Source organism: Streptomyces sp. NPDC054796 (assembly GCF_053611545.1).
In genome coordinates this window covers 23256-43393 of the sequence record NZ_JBSHAO010000028.1, presented here as the reverse complement: position 1 = coordinate 43393, position 20138 = coordinate 23256, and the positions used below count along the sequence as shown (strand labels likewise).

Annotated in this window: 18 protein-coding genes and 1 pseudogene; 14 read left to right on the top strand and 5 right to left on the bottom strand. The window is 69.2% G+C overall.

Going from position 1 to position 20138, the window contains the following annotated elements; genetic code table 11:
- The first annotated feature begins 48 nt into the window (after positions 1-48).
- The gene (locus ACWGJ2_RS22990; protein WP_453348048.1) at positions 49-1338 is read left to right on the top strand and encodes a flavin monoamine oxidase family protein; all 1290 of its coding nucleotides are present in this window, start codon (positions 49-51) and stop codon (positions 1336-1338) included.
- A gap of 106 nt (positions 1339-1444) precedes the next feature.
- On the top strand, positions 1445-1957 hold the full coding sequence (locus ACWGJ2_RS22985; protein ID WP_453348047.1) for a flavin reductase family protein: 513 nt from the start codon (positions 1445-1447) through the stop codon (positions 1955-1957).
- A 48-nt stretch (positions 1958-2005) separates the two neighbouring features.
- Here the strand turns inward: ACWGJ2_RS22985 and ACWGJ2_RS22980 are convergent, their stop codons facing one another.
- Positions 2006-2968, bottom strand: coding sequence for an IclR family transcriptional regulator (locus ACWGJ2_RS22980; protein WP_453348046.1), 963 nt, complete (start codon positions 2966-2968; stop codon positions 2006-2008).
- 66 nt (positions 2969-3034) lie between these two features.
- Here ACWGJ2_RS22980 and ACWGJ2_RS22975 point away from each other — a divergent pair, with 66 nt between their 5' ends.
- The 9 genes from ACWGJ2_RS22975 (at position 3035) to ACWGJ2_RS22935 (ending at position 13454) form a co-directional block, all read left to right on the top strand.
- Complete coding sequence (locus ACWGJ2_RS22975; protein ID WP_453348045.1) at positions 3035-4702, top strand: cellulase family glycosylhydrolase; 1668 nt, start codon at positions 3035-3037, stop codon at positions 4700-4702.
- Between the two features lie 319 nt (positions 4703-5021).
- Positions 5022-6299, top strand: a complete 1278-nt coding sequence (locus ACWGJ2_RS22970) for a B12-binding domain-containing radical SAM protein (protein ID WP_453348044.1) — start codon at positions 5022-5024, stop codon at positions 6297-6299.
- 29 nt (positions 6300-6328) lie between these two features.
- Positions 6329-7855, top strand: coding sequence for a B12-binding domain-containing radical SAM protein (locus ACWGJ2_RS22965; protein WP_453348043.1), 1527 nt, complete (start codon positions 6329-6331; stop codon positions 7853-7855).
- Positions 7852-9684, top strand: coding sequence for an AMP-binding protein (locus ACWGJ2_RS22960; protein WP_453348042.1), 1833 nt, complete (start codon positions 7852-7854; stop codon positions 9682-9684). Before ACWGJ2_RS22965 ends, ACWGJ2_RS22960 begins: the two co-directional genes overlap by 4 nt.
- Entirely contained in the window at positions 9626-9901 is a 276-nt protein-coding gene (locus ACWGJ2_RS22955) for an acyl carrier protein (protein ID WP_453348041.1), read from the top strand. The genes ACWGJ2_RS22960 and ACWGJ2_RS22955 overlap by 59 nt, the downstream gene beginning before the upstream one ends.
- Before the next feature lie 13 nt (positions 9902-9914).
- On the top strand, positions 9915-11231 hold the full coding sequence (locus ACWGJ2_RS22950) for a beta-ketoacyl-[acyl-carrier-protein] synthase family protein (RefSeq protein ID WP_453348040.1): 1317 nt from the start codon (positions 9915-9917) through the stop codon (positions 11229-11231).
- 66 nt (positions 11232-11297) lie between these two features.
- Complete coding sequence (locus tag ACWGJ2_RS22945) at positions 11298-11741, top strand: PaaI family thioesterase (protein ID WP_453348039.1); 444 nt, start codon at positions 11298-11300, stop codon at positions 11739-11741.
- A 110-nt stretch (positions 11742-11851) separates the two neighbouring features.
- Positions 11852-12580: an enoyl-CoA hydratase/isomerase family protein gene (locus tag ACWGJ2_RS22940; RefSeq protein WP_453348114.1), complete on the top strand. Its 729-nt coding sequence runs from the start codon at positions 11852-11854 to the stop codon at positions 12578-12580.
- A gap of 16 nt (positions 12581-12596) precedes the next feature.
- Positions 12597-13454, top strand: coding sequence for an alpha/beta fold hydrolase (locus ACWGJ2_RS22935; protein WP_453348038.1), 858 nt, complete (start codon positions 12597-12599; stop codon positions 13452-13454).
- Between the two features lie 56 nt (positions 13455-13510).
- Here ACWGJ2_RS22935 and ACWGJ2_RS22930 read toward each other — a convergent pair whose 3' ends face one another.
- A complete protein-coding gene (locus ACWGJ2_RS22930) occupies positions 13511-14083 on the bottom strand; it encodes a MarR family winged helix-turn-helix transcriptional regulator (RefSeq protein WP_453348037.1) in 573 nt (190 codons plus the stop codon).
- 157 nt (positions 14084-14240) lie between these two features.
- On the opposite strand from ACWGJ2_RS22930, the gene ACWGJ2_RS22925 reads away from it, so the two are divergent.
- A complete protein-coding gene (locus ACWGJ2_RS22925) occupies positions 14241-15437 on the top strand; it encodes an FAD-dependent monooxygenase (RefSeq protein WP_453348036.1) in 1197 nt (398 codons plus the stop codon).
- Positions 15438-15498: 61 nt separating this feature from the next.
- Here the strand turns inward: ACWGJ2_RS22925 and ACWGJ2_RS22920 are convergent.
- Positions 15499-15831, bottom strand: a pseudogene (locus ACWGJ2_RS22920) (MarR family transcriptional regulator); the annotation flags it as partial.
- A gap of 85 nt (positions 15832-15916) precedes the next feature.
- Here ACWGJ2_RS22920 and ACWGJ2_RS22915 point away from each other — a divergent pair.
- Together ACWGJ2_RS22915 and ACWGJ2_RS22910 are read left to right on the top strand one after the other, a co-directional pair.
- Entirely contained in the window at positions 15917-16495 is a 579-nt protein-coding gene (locus ACWGJ2_RS22915; RefSeq protein ID WP_453348035.1) for a TetR/AcrR family transcriptional regulator, read from the top strand.
- An 81-nt stretch (positions 16496-16576) separates the two neighbouring features.
- Positions 16577-17458: an alpha/beta fold hydrolase gene (locus tag ACWGJ2_RS22910; protein WP_453348034.1), complete on the top strand. Its 882-nt coding sequence runs from the start codon at positions 16577-16579 to the stop codon at positions 17456-17458.
- A gap of 96 nt (positions 17459-17554) precedes the next feature.
- Here the strand turns inward: ACWGJ2_RS22910 and ACWGJ2_RS22905 are convergent, their stop codons facing one another.
- Positions 17555-18808, bottom strand: a complete 1254-nt coding sequence (locus tag ACWGJ2_RS22905) for an SLC13 family permease (protein ID WP_453348033.1) — start codon at positions 18806-18808, stop codon at positions 17555-17557.
- Between the two features lie 74 nt (positions 18809-18882).
- A complete protein-coding gene (locus ACWGJ2_RS22900) occupies positions 18883-20058 on the bottom strand; it encodes a PrpF domain-containing protein (RefSeq protein ID WP_453348032.1) in 1176 nt (391 codons plus the stop codon).
- Positions 20059-20138 lie beyond the last annotated feature (80 nt).

Sequence of the window (20138 nt, the reverse complement as noted above, 5' to 3'; positions counted from 1 at the left end):
GCGGGAGAGCCGGAGCAGGAGAGGGAGCAGGGGAGAGGGAGGAGCGCAATGACGGAGCACGCTGACGTCGTCATCGTCGGTGGCGGTGTGGCCGGGCTGATCGCCGCGCGCGAGCTGGGGAACACCGGCCGCGAGGTCGTGGTGCTGGAAGCCCGCGACCGGCTCGGCGGCCGGGTGTGGACCGACCACCGCCTCGGCCGTGACCTGGAGATGGGCGGAACCTGGGTGCACTGGACCCAGCCGCACATCTGGTCCGAGATCACGCGGTACGGACTGAAGGTGACACGTGGCCCCCGTCCCGAAGAGGCGTACTGGCTGGCCGGACAGGAGGTGCGGTCGGGTTCGCTCCAGGACTTCATGGATCTCGTCGACCCGGGCATGCGCCGACTGCTCGCGGGCACGATGGACTGGATCCCGCGCCCTGACGACCCCACCGGCAACCCGGACCTCGTGGCAGCCGACACCTGGAGCGTGCAGGACAAGCTGGACGAACTGCGGCTGCCGGCCGAGGAATACCACGCCAACGAGGCGGCGTGGGTGGGGCACTTCAACGCACCGCCGCACGAGGGCGCGTTCACCAGCGCGCTGCGCTGGACCGCCGCTGCCGCCGGACACTGGCACCTCATGCACGAGGCGTCGGCGGTCTTCCGGCTCAGCGCGGGAACGCGCGCCCTGGTCGCGGCGATCGCGGCCGGGGCCCGCGCCGACATCCGTACGAACGCGCCCGTACGCGCCATCGAGCACGACGCGCACCGCGCACGGATACGGCTCGCCGACGGCAGGGAGCTCACCGCCGACTCCGTGGTGATCACCCTCCCGCAGAACCTCCTCGGCACCCTCGACGTCTCGCCGCCGCTGTGCGACGAGAAGCGGGCCGCGGCGCGGGAGAAGACGGCGTCGCGGGGCGTGAAGCTCTGGATCCGGGTGCGCGGGCCGGTCCGCCCGTTCTTCGCCTACTCCACGGCACACCACCCGCTGTCGGTGGTGCGCACGGAATACACGGGTACGCACGACGCCGTCCTCGTCGCCTTCGGCGCGGACGCCACGCGCATCGGTCCGCACGACACCGAGGCCGTGCGGAAGGCACTGACGGTGTGGCGGGACGACCTGGAGGTGCTGGAGGCCACCGGACACGACTGGATGGCCGACCCGCACTCGGCTGAGACCTGGATGATCCACCGTCCGGGACAGCTCACCTCCTACCTGCGCGGGATGCAGCGCTCCGAGGGCGTCCTGCACTTCGCCAGCAGCGACAACGCCGACCTGTGGGCGGGCTTCATCGACGGAGCCGTCGAACGCGGCCTGCGTGTCGCACGGGACATCGCCGTCAAGCACTGACCACGTGGCACCGGCCACGCGAGATACGCACCGTTCTCCCCCGAAGCTACGCACCGTTCTCACCCGAGCACCCGAGCCGTACACAGGAACCGGAGGGACCGCCACCATGAGCACGCACGTCACCGGGCACCAGATCGACCAGACGGACTTCCGCCACGTCATGTCCCAGCTTCCCACCGGGGTGGTGGCGGTGACGGGCGTCGAAGCGTCCACCGGCGCACCCGCGGGCCTGATCGTGGGGACCTTCCAGTCCCTCTCCCTCGCCCCGCCCCTGGTCGCCTTCAGCGTCGCCCGCACCTCCGGCAGCTGGCCCAGGGTCCGCACCGGCGGCCGGTTCAGCGCCAGCGTCCTGGCCGAGGGCCAGCATCACGTGTGCCGGGCCCTGTCCCGTAGGACGGGCGACAAGTTCGCCGGAGTGGAGTGGCACCCCTCCCCGGACGGCGCTCCCCGCATCGGCGGCGCCGTCGCCTGGATCGACTGCGGTCCGGAGCAGGAACTCGACGGCGGTGACCACGTCATCGTCGTCGCCCGGGTCCTGCGCATGGCCACGAACCCCGGCGAGCCCCTGGTCTTCCACCGGGGCAGGCTCGGCGGCTACCGTGCCCCGGCCGTGGCCTGAGCTCCCGGCCCCGCCCCCGCCCCCGGCCTGAGCCCTCGGCCGGGAATGTCACCCCTCGGCCTGCTGCCCTTCCCACCCCGGCCACATGAGCCGCACGAGCTTTTCCGTCGTGGCGTGCATCTGCTGCAATGTCCCGGGAATCCTGTCCCTCCCGAACCGGTACCGTGGCGCGTCGACGGTGAGGATGGCCACCAGGCTCCCCGCGGAATCACGGATCGGACGGGACAGCGACAGCAGCCCCTCCTCCAGTTCATTGTCCAGGATCGCGTAACCCTGTTCTCTGACCTCTTGCAGTTCCTTGAGGAGCGTTTTCCGGTCGCTGATCGTGTCGGCGGTGAATTTCTCCAGCTTCTCCGGAAGGCTCTCCCGCAGCTTCGCGGAACTCATATCGGCCAGCAGGATCTTCCCGGTGGAGCTGGCGTGCAAGGGCCACTGCTGACCGATCAGCGAACTCACCGAGACGCCCACGACATGAGAACCGGCGGCCGCCGCGATCAGGTCCAGCTCCCCGCCCGGGGTGGGAACGGCGAGGGTCACCGTCTCCTTCGCGGATTCCGCGAGTTCTTCGAGAATCGGCTGAATACGGCCCACAAGGCTCCGGTACGGATCGGCGCGCCGTGCGAGGCGGGAAAACTCCCAGCCGAGCGTGTATTTCGCATCATTCCGGTCGACGAACCCCGTCTGTTCAAGGCTGTTCAGGATGCGAAAGGCCGTCGGCCGGGAGAGGCCGACGGCAGCAGCGAGTTCCGTCACGGTCGCACCGGACTCATGCCGAGCGAGTTCCCGCAGGAGCATCGCGCCCTTGAGGACCGATTTATTGGCAAGTTCCTGCGATTCGGACATCGAGCCCATCACGCCTTTCCGGTTGACCATGAAGCCGGTGCACGATCCTACGTCCCGTCGCATCGGCGCCGAGTGGTAGCCGGGCACGCCGGGGGAGCGGGGCAACTGCCCGAAAGTGCAACGGAACGTGTGCGATGCCTTGACGTGTTCCTGTCGCAGTGCGTTCATGGGAGCGCTCCCATGTCTGTTCCTTCCGATGCTCAGCTTTCTTGGCGCTCACTCCTTGGAGTCCCAGTGAGAACAGCGAGAAGCACGACACGTAAGAGAACCGTCACCGCCCTGCTGGCCCCCTTGGTCGCACTCCTCGTCCTCGTCGGACTCGGCTCCCTCGGCCCGGCCGCCGCGCAGGCACCGCCGCCCGGTGCCCAGGCCGCCGGCCTTCACATCAGCGACGGCCGCCTGGTCGAGAGCAACGGCAACGACTTCGTCATGCGCGGCGTCAACCACGCCCACACCTGGTACCCGAGCGAGACGCAGTCGCTCGCCGACGTGAAGGCGCTGGGCTCCAACACCGTCCGCGTCGTTCTCTCCAACGGCCACCGCTGGTCGGAGAACAGCGCCGCTGACGTGGCCAACGTCGTCGACCAGTGCAAGGCCAACCGGCTCATCTGCGTGCTGGAGGTGCACGACACCACCGGCTACGGCGAGGAGGCCGCAGCGGCCACCCTCGACCAGGCGGCCGACTACTGGATCGGCCTGAAGGAGGTGCTCGCCGGTGAGGAGGACTACGTCATCATCAACATCGGCAACGAGCCCTGGGGCAACACCGACCCCGCCGGATGGACCGCACCCACCATCGCCGCCGTGCAGAAGCTGCGCAACGCCGGGTACGAGCACACCATCATGGTGGACGCACCCAACTGGGGCCAGGACTGGCAGGGCGTCATGCGCGCCAACGCCCAGTCCGTCTACGACGCCGACCCCACAGGCAACCTGATCTTCTCGATCCACATGTACAGCGTCTACAACACCGCGGAGAAGGTCACCGACTATCTCAACGCCTTCGTCGACGCCGGACTGCCCCTGCTCATCGGGGAGTTCGGGGGCCCGCCAGACCAGTACGGCGACCCGGACGAGGACACCATGATGGCCGCCGCGCAGCAGCTCAGGCTCGGCTATCTGGCCTGGTCCTGGAGCGGCAACACCGACCCGATCCTCGACCTGGCGATCGACTTCGACCCCGGCCGGCTCAGTTCGTGGGGCCAGCGCATCTTCCACGGTGTCGACGGCATCGCGCAGACGTCGAAGGAAGCCACCGTCTTCGGCGGTGGCACCGGCGACACCCAGGCACCGACAGCGCCCGGCACCCCGACCGCCTCCGTCGTGACAGCCACCTCCGCCACTCTCTCCTGGCCGTCCGCCACGGACAACGTGGGTGTCACCGGCTACGACGTCGTCCGCGTCGGCGGAGACTCCGAGACGACGGTGGCCTCGTCCGCCACCACCACGGTCACCGTGACCGGTCTCGCCGCCGAGACGCGGTACACCTTCGCCGTCTACGCGCGCGACGCGGCCGGGAACCGCTCGCCACGCTCTGCCACGGTGAGTGTCACCACCGACGAGGACGGCGGCACACCCGGTGTCTCCTGCTCCGTCGGATACCGCGTCGTCCACGAGTGGCCCGGCGGCTTCCAGGGCGAACTCTCCGTCCGCAACACCGGCACCACCGCGCTGAACGGCTGGACGCTGGGCTTCTCCTTCGCCGACGGGCAGACCGTCAGCAACATGTGGGGCGGCACCGCCACCCAGGAGGGCGCCGCGGTGAGTGTCGCCTCCGCGCCCTACACCGCCTCCCTCCCGGCCGGTGGTTCGGTGACCATCGGCTTCACGGCGACCAAGAGCAGCGCCAACTCCACCCCGTCGAATTTCCGCCTCAACGGCACCGCCTGCGCCACCGCCTGACACGTACGGCCGCGCTGACCGGTGGGGGAGCCCGTCCCCGCCGGTCAGCGCATTCGTGCCTGGAGAGGGCTCCCGCAGCGGCACGCTTTTTATGCCGTCATAAACGATCAGGTGGCGTGAATGCGTTGATCTCCATAATCGGAACACAACTCGCGGGTTGACGTAAAAGTTGAGGCCCTTCTAGGGTTCGCGATGGAGCACGACCAGAGCCAAAACGCGCCCAGGTTCGCATTAATGATCGACTGCGCATTAAAGATCGACGCGCGGCTGCGCGGTGTGAATGTTCACCGAACGACACCGTCGAGCGAAGGGTACGGAAATGCGGAAGGTGCTCCTCACCACGGCCCCCAAAGAGGCGCTGGTCGAGCCGAACGGGATCGGCGGAAACTGGTACGACCGGACCGATACGTACATGGCGTGGACGTGTGCCGTGGACATCGAGGACCGGCTGTCCGTGACCTGCCCGCCGACCGGTCTCCGCTTCCTCAAGTACAACGTCCCTGACGTCGAGATCCTCGAATATCCGACGTGGCAGGAATACCACGCCGCGCTGAATTCCGAGAAGTGGGACATGGTGGGCGTCAGCTTCTACACCTGGTCCACGCCCGTCGCGATCGAGATGGCCGAGGCCGCGCGCGAGGCCGGAGTGCCCGAGATCTGGGGTGGCAACTACGGCGTCCTCTCACCCGGTATCGACCGCTACTTCACCAGACTGGTGAAGGGTGCGGGGGAGTTCCCGCTCCATCAGTACGTCTACGGCGAGCCGCTTCCCCGGGTGCGGCACCCGGCGATGCTGGGCGAGAGCGGATTCCGCGGGCTCAGCTCCCCCGTCGGATATCTCTACTCCAAGCGTGGCTGCAACATCGGCTGCACCTTCTGCTCGACGCCGATCTTCAACCCCAAAGAAGAAGCCATCTTCATGGAGGACATGTACGCGGCGCTCGACGCGTACAGGGAGGCACAAGTCGCCCACGTCATCATCTACGACGAGAGCTTCTTCCTCACCAACCACCTGGCCGAACAGGTCGTGGACGCCCTGGCCGAGCGCGAACTGCCATGGATCTGTCTGACGCGCGCCGATCTGATACGAGGCCGCATTCCCGAGCTGACCGACCGCTACATGGACGGCGCGATCGTCGGCATCGAGTCCTACCGCGACAAGAACGTCGCCGACGTGAAAAAGCGCGACGACGTCTACAACGTCCGCCAGACCGTGCGTGAACTGCTCAGCAACGGGCGCCGGGCGCTCGGCACGTTCATGGTCGGATTCGCCGAGGACAGCATCGAGGACATGCAGTTCGACATCGAGCAGCTCAACGAGGAGGGGCTGTTCGCCTGCCAGCTCACACTGCTGACGCCGTTCCACGGCACCCGTCTCTACCGGCAGATGGAGCACATGATCGACGAGCCGGATCTGAGCAAGCACGACCTCTACAACCTGGTGTGGAAACACCCGAAGATGAACCGCAGCGAGGCACGTGACCTGCTCGCATGGGCCCAGCGCAGGGTCAACGACCCCACCCGCATCGCCGCCAGGCTCAAGCAGGAGATGAAGGAGAAGGTGCGCAAGCAGCTCGCGCACCGGCACATCGCATAGGAGAGCCGGCCGGGAGGAGGAGTACGCTCATGAAGAGCCTCAACATTCTCTGCGTCCAGCTCGGGTTCCACGATGCCTACCCCGATGCGTCGACGCTTGCGACCACCTACAACGACGGCATCTACTACGTCGCCTCGTTCATCCAGCAGGAGTATCCGGACGCGCGCGTCGAGATGTGCCAGATGTTCTGGGGCGAGAAGCCCGAGGACTTCCCTCTCGCCGAATACGACTACATCCTGATCTCGGCGCTCGCCACCCACTTCTGGTCCAACATCTCGGCACTGGAACTCATCCAGCGCGCCAAGCGGCCGGGCTGCGTCGTCATCATGGGCGGGCCCCACGCCGCGTTCGCGCCCTACGAGGCGCTGCGCTACGCCGACTACGCGGTGATAGCCGAGGGAGAGATCCCCTCCGTCCAGCTCATCAGGGCACTGGAGTCCGGCGAACCCGTCACCGAGGTCGACAACCTGGCCTATATCGACGCCGACGGCGAACTGAAGCTGAACCAGATCGCCCGCTACGGCAACATCCTCAACGCGATCAATCCGAAATTCCTCGCGCGGGCCCCGAAACTCCACTGGGCGACGGTCTCCATGTCGCGCGGCTGCCCGTTCGCCTGCTCCTTCTGCTACGCCATCCGGCTGCTCGGACGACGGTTCCGCACCAAGACGGCGGAAGACGTACGCGGCGAACTGGACGCCCTCTACGAGCAGACCGGATGCAACCGGTTCTACGTCACGGATCTCAACTTCACGACGCGCAAGGACTACTGCCGTGAGATCGCCGCGACCTTCCGCGACCGCGACTACAAGTTCATCGCGATGAGCCGCGTAAGCCACGCCGACGACATGGACCTGGTGCTCGATCTCAAGCGCTCGGGATTCGAGGAATACTGCCTCGGAGTCGAGTCGGAGGACCCGAGCGTCCTCCAGGCGTTCAACAAGCGCGTCGATCCCTCGGAACAGACCCGGCGGCTGCTGCGCTTCGCCGAGAACGACATCGCCATTCACTCCGCCATTATCTTCGGACTCGACGTCCAGGACCGCCCGGCCATCGAGGCGACGGCCCGGTGGTGCGCCGAAGCACGCATCATGCACCCGGTCTTCGTATGCCTCGCGGAATACCCCTTCCAGGACCTTCTCTACGGCGCCCGACAGGACGTCGAGGACCACCGGATCATCATGGAAGTGCCCACCTACCAGCACTATTCGTTCGTGGGCATCTTCCCGCGCGAAATGCGCCCCAGCGAACTACAGCGCGGAATCCTCGACAGCTACACCATCTTCTTCCAGCGGGCCTTCGAGATCGAACGGCGGCCACAGCGCCGGGCCCGGCTCAAGTCGTACGCGCGCAGCGTCGAACGCGGACGGGCCGGTATGGAGCAGCACATCCGTTTCCTGGAGGAACTGGAAAAGCCTTACTACACCGCTTCCGGAACCCTCAAGGAGCCGCTGCTGAAGGCCGACTTCGACGCACGCCACGGCGCGTTGCGCGACTGGCTGGCCCGGTCCTCCAAGCGCTCCGACCTGGAGTTCGTGAAGGGGTACGCCCGATGACCCAGGCGCCTCGCGCTGAGACCGTCATCGACGCTCTGCTCGACAGCGCGCGGCACACGCCCGACCGGCCGGCCTTTCGCGTGATCGAGAGGTCCGAGGAGGAGTTCGCCCTCAGTTACGCGGACGTGCAACGCCTCGTCGGACAGGCCGTCGCCGGTCTCGCGGCACACCGTATCGGTGCCGCGGACCGTGTCATCCTCGTCCTGCCCACCTCACGCGACTTCCTCGCCGTCTACCTCGGCTGCCTCTACGCCGGGGTGGTGCCCGTCGTCGTACCGGAGCCGATGGACGGCCGTACCGCGCACTACGCGGCCCACCTCCGAGGGCTCGCTGAACACGCGCGCGCGGGCCACGTCATCACCTCCCCGGAGTGGGAGAAGGAACTCCAGCCGCTCCTGACGACCCCGGTGCTCACCCCGGACACATTGCGCGCGGCATTCCCCGCGCCCGACCCGCCGCTCGCCTCGCTGGACTCACCGCGTGCGACGGCCGCGTCGCCCGCCCATCTCCAGGCGACCTCCGGTTCGACGGGCACACCGAAACTCGCCATGATCCGGCACGGCAACATCACCGCCAACGTCCGCTCCATCGCCGAGGCGATCCGGGGGAGACCCGAGGACACCCTGGTGAGCTGGCTCCCCCTGTTCCACGACATGGGCCTCATCGGGATCTCGTACGCGCTCCGCGCCCGCATCCCGATGGTGCTCTCGGACCCCGTGAACTTCCTGCGGAACCCGCTGTCGTGGCTGCGCTGGATCAGCTACTACGGCGGCACACTGTCGCCCGCTCCCAGCTCCGCGTTCCACATGTGTGTGCGTGTCGCGAAGCGGCGCCCGCCGGACGACCTCGACCTGTCGGCCTGGCGCGTCGCCCTCTGCGGCGCGGAACCCGTGCCCGAGAGCACGATGCGCGACTTCCAGGAGACGTTCGCGCCCTTCGGCCTGTCCGGGACGACACTGTGCCCCGTGTACGGGCTGGCCGAGTCGACACTCGCCGTTACCATCTCCGACGTCGGGCGGCCGTACTCCGTCGACCGGGTCGACGCGGAGGCGCTCGCCGCGAGGGGACGCGCCGTGCCGCGCCCGGCGGACGACCCGCGCACCACGGGCGCCATGTGTGTGGGCCGGGTGCTGCCGGACCACACCCTGCGGGTGGTCGACGCGGACGGCGCGCCGCTGCCCGACCGTACGATCGGGGAGATAGAGGTGGCGGGGCCCAGTGTGATCGACGGCTACCTCCCGGAGCCGGACGCGTCGGACCTCGCGTCGGACCTCGCGTCGGGCGTCACGGTGGACGCCGCGGAGGAGTCCGGGGACCCGCTCAAGCGCGAGGACGGCTTTCTGCGCACGGGCGACCTCGGCTATCAGGTCGGGGGAGAGCTGTACGTCACCGGCCGCCGCAAGGACCTCGTCATCATCGCCGGGCGCAACTACGTCCCCAACCAGATCGAGACGTTCGTCGAGGCCGTCACCCGGAGCCCGCGCACCCCGGCCGTCGTGGCCGTGGGCCTGCCCGATCCGATGCTGCGCACCGAGCAGCTCCACCTCCTGCTCGACGAACGGCTCGCCGACGGACGCGACCGGCGGGACATCACCGCGCGGGTGAGCGACGCGCTCGCGGAGGTCTTCGGGATCGGCGGAGTCGCCTACCACTGGGTCAGGCGCGCCGACCTCCCCCGTACCACCAGCGGCAAGATCCAGCGGCATCTGTGCCGGAAGCTGATCGAAGACGACCGAGCGACCGAGGACCACCGAGCGAGAGGGGCACACGATGCCGGACCAGAACCGGGACCAGGAGCTGTTCGAGAGGCTCGTCAAACACATCGGTGAGTTCGTCGAGGCCGACGTCTCCCACCTCACTCCGCACTCGCACCTCGCCACCTCCATCGAGGGGATGAGCAGCCTCAAGATGGTCGAGCTGCTGCTCTATCTGGAGGACTGCTTCGAGCTGGAATTCGAGGAGTCGGCGGTTGGCCGGATGGAGACGATGCAGGACCTCGTGGACTACGTACGAGATCTCCAGGACACGGAGCAGCAGCCGGTCTGAAGCGGCCCCGGTCATGCGGAGACGCAGTGTGGTGGTGACCGGAATGGGGGTGGTCTGCCCCCTCGGCGCGACGGCCGACGAACTGTGGCACGGCCTCGTCACCGGGCGCTCGGGAATCGTGCCGCTGACGCGCTTCGACCCCGGCCGCTTCCGCAGCCGGTACGCGGGACAGATCGACGACGCGGTGGTCACGTTCGGGCCCGGTCCGCTCCAGTTCGAGATCAAGCGGATGAGCGCGTTCGTGCGCTACGCGCTGTTCGCCGCGGGCCGGGCGCTGGAGGACAGCGGGCTTGTCGCGTCGCCGGAGAACAGCGCGGGCGAGGACGGGGCCCCGGCGTCTGTTCCGTCCGTTCCATCCGTTCCTTCAGCTCCGTCGCCACCGCCGCCGGGCTGCCCGCCGGGCGGGGCCGTCTTCCTCGGGGTGGCGATGGGCGGCCTGCCCAGCATCGAGGCCGGAGTGCTGCGGCAGGAACAGCGGGGCGTGCGGCGGACCAGCCCGTTCCTGATCCCCTCCCTCCTCCCGAACATGGCGGCGAGCGCGATCGCGCTGCGCCACGGCATCGAGGACGAGCAGACGACGATCGCCGGCGCCTGCGCGAGCGGCTGCCAGGCGCTGGGGCACGCGATGCGCGCGATCCGGTCGGGCGACCGCGCCTGGGCGCTGGCCGGGGGAGCCGAGGCCGTGACGACCCCGATCACCTACTCCGGTTTTGAGGCCATGAAGGTGCTCAGCCGCCGCGACGACCCGGCGGACACACCCCGCCCGTTCGACCGCGAGCGGGACGGCATGGTCGTCGGCGAGGCCGCCGCCGTCTTCGTACTGGAGGACAGGGACCACGCCGAGGCACGCGGCGCCGTGGTGCACGGTGAGCTGACGGGCTTCGCCACGAACAGCGGATCCGACGGCATCGCGGGCATCTCGGCCCACCACGCCGCGCGGTGCATGCGCGGTGCCCTCGCCGACGCCGCGGTGGCACCGGACGCGATCGACTGCGTCTTCGCGCAGGCATCGGGCATGGTCCAGGGCGACGCCGCCGAGATCGAGGCGGTGCGCACGGTGGCGTCGGACGCACGCCGCAAGCCACCCGTCACCTCGATCAAGGGACACGTGGGCCACGCCTTCGCCGCGAACGGCCCGCTGAACCTCGCCGGGGCACTCATGGCGATCCGCCACCACACCGTGCCGCCCACCCTGAAACTCGGGCACACCGATCCGTCGTTCACCGGCGTCGATATCGTCCGCGAAGCTAGAGTGACCGAGGTGCGCCGATGCCTGGTCAACGCGTGCGGCTTCGGCGGGATCAACGCCAGCCTGGTCGTGTCGCGCTGATAGCCGTGCCACCCACCGCACACAGCCGTGCCACCGCACCGAGAAGCACTGAGAAGGAGCACTGTCATGGGCTCTTCGTCGACGCACTTCGAGAAGCTGACGCGCTGCTGCATGAACTGCAAGATCTCCCGGTTCCTGGACAAGGAGATCACGATCGAGAAGGCCGGGGTCGCACGGGTGGGCATCCCCTTCCATCCCGACCTCACCCAGAACGCGGACTTCACCCACGCGGCCATGCTGTTCGAGGTCGGCGACACCGCCGGATTCATGGCGGCCAACTCGATGGAGGAGACGTACAGCGTCCTCACCGTCGACTATCACATCAACCTCATCCGGCCGGTGCGGAAAGAGGGGATTCACGCCATCGGCGAGGTGGTGACCGCGGGGAAGACGCTCTACGTCACGCGCAGCAACGTCTACTCCGAGAGCGGCAAACTCGTGGCCGCGGGACAGGGCACGTACACGGTCTCGAAGATCCTGCTCACCGACCTCGACGGCTACGAGGACTGACCGGCCGCCACCTCCGCCACCTCCGCCGCGTGGCTGGTGTGCCCGGCCCGTCGCGGTGACCTGAAACCTCCCTGGCGTGCCGCCCTCGCACGCGCCAGCATGACCGTGTGATGGAGACATCCGAGCGCGACGGCGTCGCCGTCCTGACGATGCGTCACGGACCGGTGAACGCGCTGGACCTGGAGCTGCTTCTCGCCCTCCCCGACGCACTGTCGGCCGTGGCCGAAGCCCGCGCCGTCGTGCTGACAGGCAGCGGGCACTCCTTCTCCGCGGGCGTGGACCTCAAGCGGATCGTCGCCGGAGGACCCCGGTACGTCGAGGAGTTCCTCCCGGCCCTGAGCCACGCGATGCTCACCCTGTTCGGGCACCCCAGGCCGGTCGTCGCCGCCGTCAACGGCCACGCCCTGGCCGGCGGGTGCGTGCTGGCAGCGGCGTGCGACACCCGGCTGATGTCGGACGGCACCATCGGGCTCTCCGAGCTGGCCGCGGGCGTGCCGTTCCCCACGGTGCCCCTGGAGATCATGCGCCACGCCGTCGGCCCGGCACTGGACACGATGGTGCTCGGCGCCGGCCGGCTGGCGCCCCGCCCGGCCGCCGCGATCGGCCTGGTCCACGAGGTCGTCGGGCCCGGCGAACTGCTCGCGACGGCACTGCGCCGCGCCGACGGACTGTGCGCCGTCCCGCCCGAGGTGTACGCCTTCTCCAAGCGGCAGCTCCACCGGCCGGCGCGCGAACGCATCGACGCCGCCCGGCCGTCGGAAGACCCCCGCGTGCTGGAGATCTGGAGTTCCGAACAAACCCACCGCGCCCTTCGCGACTACCTGACATCCTTGCGCTGAGGGAAAGGGTGGTGCCATGCCGGAGGTCGAACTCTCCGCAGGACCGATCAGCTATCAGGACACCGGTGGTGACGGGCCGGTGCTGGTGTTCGGCCACGGTATGCCGATGAACGAGACGCAGTGGCGCAAGGTGGTCCCCCTGCTGGACGGGTACCGCTGCGTGCTGCCCACATTGCCCCTGGGCGGCCACCGTCGGCCGATGCACCCGGACGCCGACCTCTCCCAGCGCGGTGTCGCGCTGCTCCTGGGCGAGTTCATCGAGCACCTGGGCCTGCGGGACGTGACCCTCGTCCTCAACGACTGGGGCGGCGGCCAGTTCCTGGTGTCGGAAGGGAAGGCCCAGCGGGTCGCCCGGCTGGTGCTGGTGGCCTGCGAGGCGTTCGACAACTTCCCTCCGGGACCGGCGAAGGCGATGGCTCTGATATGCAGGGTTCCCGGCGCCGTCCGGCTGCTGACGGGGCTCATGCGTGTCCCGTGGTTCCGGAACAACCGCAACGGATACGGCGGGATGAGCCTGCGCGGGATCCCCGACGAGATCATGGACGACTGGTTCGCTCCCGCGAGCCGCAGCAAGGCCATTCGCCGGGACTTCGCCAAGTTCGCCGTCTCCGCGCCCGACCGCCGCACCCTGCTGGCCTGGAGCGAGCGGCTGCGCGAGTTCGACCGTCCGGTGCTGGTCGTCTGGGCCACCGAGGACAGGCTGATGCCCCGGGAGCATGGGCCCCGGCTGGCCGAGCTGTACCCACGGGGCCGGCTGGTCGAGATCAGCGACTCGTCCACCCTCGTCCCCGAGGACCAGCCCGAACGCCTCGCGGAAGCGCTCACCGACTTTCTGACCCGGACCGGAGCGGAGCCGGTCCGGCGCGTCGGCTGACGGGCAGGGGCCAGGCTCGGCCGTAGGGACCGCAGGGGCCGGAGTCGGCCGGGCTCTCAGCCGGAGGCCGACTGCTCGTCGAGGGCCGCGAGGTGTGCCGTGAGGTCGTCGGCGAAGCGGCCGAGGAGGCGGCCGAAGTCCCGGCGGTCCTGCTGGGGCCAGTCCGCGAGGGCGTCGGTGAACCATCCGATGACGGTGCTCATATAGCGGTCGGCCGCTGCCGCGCCCTCCGGGGTCGCCTCGATGAGACGGGCCCGCTGGTCGTGCGGATCGGTGACCCGTACGACCAGTCCACGCCGCTCAAGCTCGTTGACCTGACGGGTGATGTGCGGGCCCACGACATTCATCCGCTCGGCGATCTCGCCGACCCGCAGCGGCCCGTTTGCCATGTGCAGCGAGAGGAGCACCGACATCGCCGGACGGTCCACGTGGATCGCGGCGGTCTCCATGGCGCGTTCGAGCAGCCGGCCGCGGTTGAGCACGTTGCTGACCTGCGTCAGCCGGGGGAGCACGGCCAGGACATCCGCCTTGCCCCCTCCCTCGTCCCCACCCTCGCGCTCTTCGCGCGCGGCGTCCCGTGCGGGGTCCTGCGCGGCGGCGGCCGTGTCGTCCGGCTGCTGCGAATCCATCTCGCTCCTCGTTGGATACCTAAGTTAGGTATATAGTTGTTCTCGTCGGGTGCGGACGTCCATGCTCCATCACGCCTGGGCTCGTCACGCCTGCAACAAAGATACCTAAATTACGTATCTGGTTGGGGTCGCCGCCCTGACCAGGGAAGGAGCGGTCATGAGCACCAAGCGAGGACGCACCGTCCTGATCTCCGGCGCCAGCATCGCCGGGCCCGCGCTCGCCTACTGGCTCCACCGGTACGGCTTCGAGGTCACCGTCGTGGAGAAGGCCGACGCGGTACGCGCGGGCGGCTATCCCATCGACGTCCGCGGCACCGCGCTGGACGTGGTCACGCGCATGGGCCTGCTGCCCCGGCTCCAGGACGCGCATGTCGACAGCCGCAAGATCACCTTCCTCGGGCCTGACGGCGGCCCGGTGGCCTCCGTCAAGCCCGAGGACATCACCGGTGGCGTCGAGGGGCGGGACATCGAAGTGCGCCGGGGGGATCTCGCCGACGCGCTCTACGGAGCCGTACGCCATGACGTCGAGTTCCTCTTCGGCGATTCCATCGACACCCTCCAGGACCACGAGGCCGGTGTGGACGTGACGTTCCAGGGCGGTGAGCGGCGCACCTTCGACCTGGTCATCGGTGCCGACGGGCTCCACTCCCGCACCAGGGGCCTGGTCTTCGGCCCCGAGGAGCGGTACCACCGCTACCTCGGAAGCTGCTTCGCCGGGTTCACGATGCCCAACCACTTCGGGCTCGCGCACGAGGCCCTGGTGTGGAACGTCCCCGGCAGGGCCGCGATCCTCTACGCCGTCGGCGAGAGCGACGAGGTGCACGCCTTCCTCGACTTCGCCCGCGCCGAGCCGCCCCTCGACGCCTTCCGCGAGCCTGCGGCGCAGCGGGACCTCGTCGCGTCGGTCTTCGCCGAGGACGCGTGGGAGATCCCGCGCATGGTGGCCGCCATGCGTGCTGCCGATGACCTGTTCTTCGACGTCGTCAGCCAGATACGCATGCCCGGCTGGTCCGCTGGGCGCGTCGCGCTCGTCGGTGACGCGGCGCACGCCCCGTCGTTCCTCTCGGGGCAGGGGTCGAGCCTCGCGCTGGTCGGCGCCTATGTCCTCGCCGGTGAACTGGCCTCCCATGACGGTCACTCGGCGGCCTTCGCGGCCTACGAGGAGCGGACGCGGGGGTTCGTGGAGCTGAACCAGGCGCTCGCCACCGACGGGGGCGCCCACCTCCTGCCCTCCACCGCCGAGGAACTGGCTCTGCGTGACGAGGCCCTGCGGAATCCCTCCGGTGTGTTGGACGACCACCGGCAGGCGGCCACCACGGCGCTCGGCCTCCCCGAATACGCGGGCGCCCGCTAATCCGGCGGTACGGGGGCGTGGGGGGACGGCCGCCTGTTCGCGCTCCGGACGTCGCGTGCGGCTATTCGCGCTCCGGGCGTGGCGTGGCCGTGTCGCCCGAGGCCGGTTCGGGCCGCGTGGAGAAGATCTCGCGGGCCTCCTCGGCGGCGGGGGCGATGCTCTCGCCTATGAAGTCGACGAAGCGGGCGATGTTCTCCAGGCGGACGCCGGCAGGAGTGTCGGGGCCGAGGATGACGACACCCTGCCGGGCGGTCTCGGAGATCTTGGCGTTGTCCCGGACGGTGGCGATCATCGACTGGTACCAGATGTCGTCGTCCACGAGATAGCGCTCGCGGCGGCGTTCGTCGCGTTCCCTCCGGAGGAGGCCCTGGCTTTTTCGGAAACAGCAAGTTCGGAAACACCGAGCGCGGACATGAGGAGGGCACGCACAAGAGCATCTCTTTCTTGATCGTACGTTCCAGATAGTCTACGGTGAGCGCATGGCGAGGACGCGTGAGTTTGACACCGAGGCGGCGGTGAGCCGCGCCATGGAGCTGTTCTGGACGCGCGGCTACGAGGCGACCTCGGTGCGCGATCTGACCCAGCATCTGGGGATCGGGCAGGGCTCCCTGTATGCCGCGTTCGGCGGCAAGGACGGCCTGTACCGGGCCGCGCTGGAGCACTACCGCACCACCCTCGCGGCATCAGCGCTGCGCGGCCTGGAGGAGGGGGCGGACGCCCGCTCGGCGATCCGTACGCTGCTGACGGAGCGGATCCGCATCGCCGTCGAGCGCGGCGGTCAGGGCTGCCTGGCGGTCAACGCCGTCTGCGAGCGGCTGCCCGAGGATGCGGCGACCCTGCGCACCGTGCGCGATATGCAGGACGCCACCAGGGAGGCGTTGACCGAGGTGCTGCGGGCCGCGATGGACCGGGGCGAGATCGCGGCGCGGCACGACCCGCACACGGTCGCCGCGTTCCTGGTCACCTTCCTCAACGGGCTGCTCGTCTCCTCCAAGGTCACGCCGGACCTGCCCGCCCTCGAACCCCTCGTGGGGGTCGCGTTGACCGCTCTCGACTGAGGGGTCCTCGCGGTCCTGGGTCGACGGCGTTTCTCATGCCCCGAATCTGTAACGTTCGATAAAGAAATGGAGTGCCCCGTCATGATGTACGACCACACCGAAATGCCCCTGCGTACAGGCCGTGCCGCTGTCAACGGAACGAGCCTGCACTACCGGACGGGCGGGTCCGGCCCCGCGGTGGTGCTGCTGCACGGCGTGCCCAAGACCGGCTACCACTGGCGCCACCTCGTCCCGAAGCTGACGCCCCACTACACCGTCGTCGTGCCGGACCTGCGCGGTCTCGGCGACTCGGCGCGGCCGGCGGACGGCTACGACTCCGCGACGATGAGCGACGACATCGCCGAGCTGATGACACGCCTCGGGCACGAGACCTACGCCGTGATCGGCGAGGACTGGGGTGCGGTGATCGGCTACCAGCTCGCCGCCCGCCACCGCGACCACGCCACCTCCCTGGTCTTCACCGAAGCCCTGTTCCCCGGCTTCGGCTTCGAGGACCACACCGCCCTCACCTCCGAGAACGTCTCCACCGGCATGCATCTGTGGCACCTGGGCTTCTACTTCCAGCCCGACGTCCCGGAGATGCTGATCGCCGGGCACGAACGCGAACTGATCACCTACATGATCAAGAACGAGCGCAGCCGCCCCGACACCGCCACCCCCGACGCCATTGAGGAGTACGTGCGCTGCTACTCCATGCCCGGCGGCATCCGCGCGATGCTCGCCGTCTACCGGGCGATGCTCACCGACGCCGAACAGAACCGGCAGGCCGCCCGCAAGAAGCTGGACATCCCCGTCCTGGCGCTCGGGGGCTCCGCCTTCATCGGCGAACGCAACGCGGAGCAGGCGCGGCTCGTGGCCCACGACGTCACCGGACACGTCTTCGACGCGGGCCACGACCTCGCGGAGGAGGTGCCCGACGAGATGGCCGACGCGGTCCTGCCGTTCCTGGCCGCGCACCGGTAGCCGACGTTCCGCCTGCCCGAAGCGCCCTCGCGGCAGGCGGACGCGAGCAAGATTGATCTCAGCGGCGCTTTCTGTGCCTTGACCACTCGGGCCCGGTCATGACCAGGGGAGCACCAGCGCGCCCCAGGCCACGACCGGGCCGAGGGTGACGATGCCGCCCGTATAGCTGATGACCTGCCGGTAGAAGCGGCGGCTGTCGACACCGCGGGCGTTGCTCAGGACGAGGGCACCGTTGGTGGAGAACGGGGAGGTGTCCACGATCGTCGCGCACACCGCCAGCGCGGCGACGAGCCCCGCCGCGCTGAGGTTGCTGGAGATGAGCAGGGGCACCGCGATCGGGATGATGGCGGTGAGGATCGCGGTGGACGAGGCGAACGCCGAGGTGACCGCGACGGTGAAGCAGAGCAGCAGGGCCACCACCACGGGAACCCCGATCCTGGCCGCGTGCTCCGAGATCTCCTCGATCACCCCGGCCTTCTCCAGCATCGCGATGTACGTCATCATGCCCGCGACCAGCAGCATCGTGGACCAGCTGATGCCCTCGACCGCCTTCTCCTGGCGCTTCATGTCGACGAGGGCGAGCAGCGCACCGGCGCCGAGCGCGAGGAACCCGATCTCCAACTGGAAGGCGAGCGCGCCGACGACGAGGGCCACGAGGCAGGCGAGGGTGAGCCACTGGCGCCAGTCGGGGGCGCCGGTGGATTCGGGGGCGCTCGCTTCGGACTGCTCGGCGGACGCCTCGGCCAGGGGCGCGGGCCGGTTGCGCAGCAGCAGGAACGTCAGCAGCGACAGCGCGAAGTTGATCGCGAAGCTGGCGGCGAACAGGGTCACGGGTGCCACGTGGAGCTGGGAGTCGTCGACCATGCCGAGGACGAGCGCGCCCGAGACGGCGATGGGCGAGAACGCGCCCGCGTGGGCCCCGCTGATCACCATCATCCCGGTCACGAGCGGGTTGATGCCGTAGCGGTGGGCGAAGTTCATGCCGATCGGCACGAGGATGGCCACGGCGGCGGGGGTGAAGGTGCCGAAGGCCGTCAGCAGGGCCGCGACGAGGAACAGCACCCAGGGCAGCAGGGCGATCCTGCCACCCACCAGCCGGACCCCCGCCGCGACGAGCAGATCGATGGTGCCGTTGCGCCGCGCGATGGAGAACAGATAGGTGACGCCGACGATGGTGACGAAGAGGTCGGCGGGGAAACCCTCGAAGATCTCGTCCTCGGTGAGGCCCAGGGAGGCGGTACCGACGGCGAAGGTGGCGACGAACGCGAGAATGCCGAGGTTGATCGGCAACACGGTGCCGACGACGAACATCACGAGCAGTGCGCCTATGGAGATCACTTCAGCAGACATCATTGTCCTCGGAGCGGAAGGGAGCGGGCGGGGGTGCCTCGTCGGCACAGAGGCGGGACGGGGCCGGGACGGGGTCAGGCGGCGGTGACCGCTCCGTGTTCGGGTACGTAGATGCGGGCGTCGGCGAGGATGCGTGCCGCGCGCTGGACGGTGACCCGCTCGGGGTGGTGCGGGGTGCCGCCCGTGCAGCGGACCGCGACGACACCCGCGGGGGTGCCGATGCGCAGCCACTCTTCACCGTGCTCGTCGTCGTGCTCGCCGCCGTGCGCGGTGGCGGTGGCGGCGTCGGCGACCACGGAACCGTCGATACGGGCCGCGGCGGACACGGCGACGGCGGAGGTGAGACCGATGACAGGATGCGGGGAGTTCATCGAGAGCATGCGCACCGAGAGGTCGTAGTCCCGCGCGCGGACGTGTTCCCCGAGCGTGGTGACGTAGGGCGCTGGACGGCCCACCAGGCCGACCTTCGGGACCGCGTCACCCGGCTCCCCGCCCGGCGTGACGAGACCCATCAGGGGTGCGGCGGTGTGCCGCACGGCGCGCAGCCACGGCACGTCATCGCGCACCTGCTCAAGGGTCTCGGCCCCGGTGCGTCCGGCCCGTTCGGCGTCGACGAGGACGACGGGTGCGCCCGCGTCGACCATGCTGACCCGTGGGGCGGGGGTGGCGCCCATGGTGGCGCCCGCGATGCCGTCCACCGTCAGGTACTGGGCCGCCGAGCCGGTGGGCAGGAGGGCACCCGTCGAGCGTCCGGCAGGCCGCAGGAAGGTGAGGCCGACCGCGACGCCACCGGCCCGGGTGCCGGGCACCGTCTGTTCGCCGAACTCCCTGACCCGGCCGCCGGTGGTGTCCACGATGCCTTCGAGCACGGCGCCGGTGTTGGTGTTGCGCATGACGACACGTGTCCGGTCGCCGGAGAGGGGCACCAGCCCCTTGGCGACCGCGTACAGGGCGACACCCGTCGCGCAGTTGCCGCAGTTGCTGCCCCACTCCACGGTGCCGGTGCCGATGCCGACCTGCGCGAAGAGGTAGTCGACGTCGATCCCGTCAGCGGGGGACACGGAGACGACCGCCGCCTTGGAGGTGGTCGGGGTGGCTCCGCCCACACCGTCCAGTTCGACCGGGTCGGCGGAACCGTAGGCGCCCACCAGGATCTGTTCCAGGGCGGTGCGGTCGGTGGGGACGTGAACCTGGCTGAACAGCCAGCACTTGCTGGTGCCGCCACGTACCAGAGTCGCGGGAGTGTGCACGTGTGCAGAGTTCTTCCTGTGCTGCGCGGTGAGCGCGGGTTACGCGGGTGTGTCGTCCGGGTGAAGTGCCGGACGGTGCG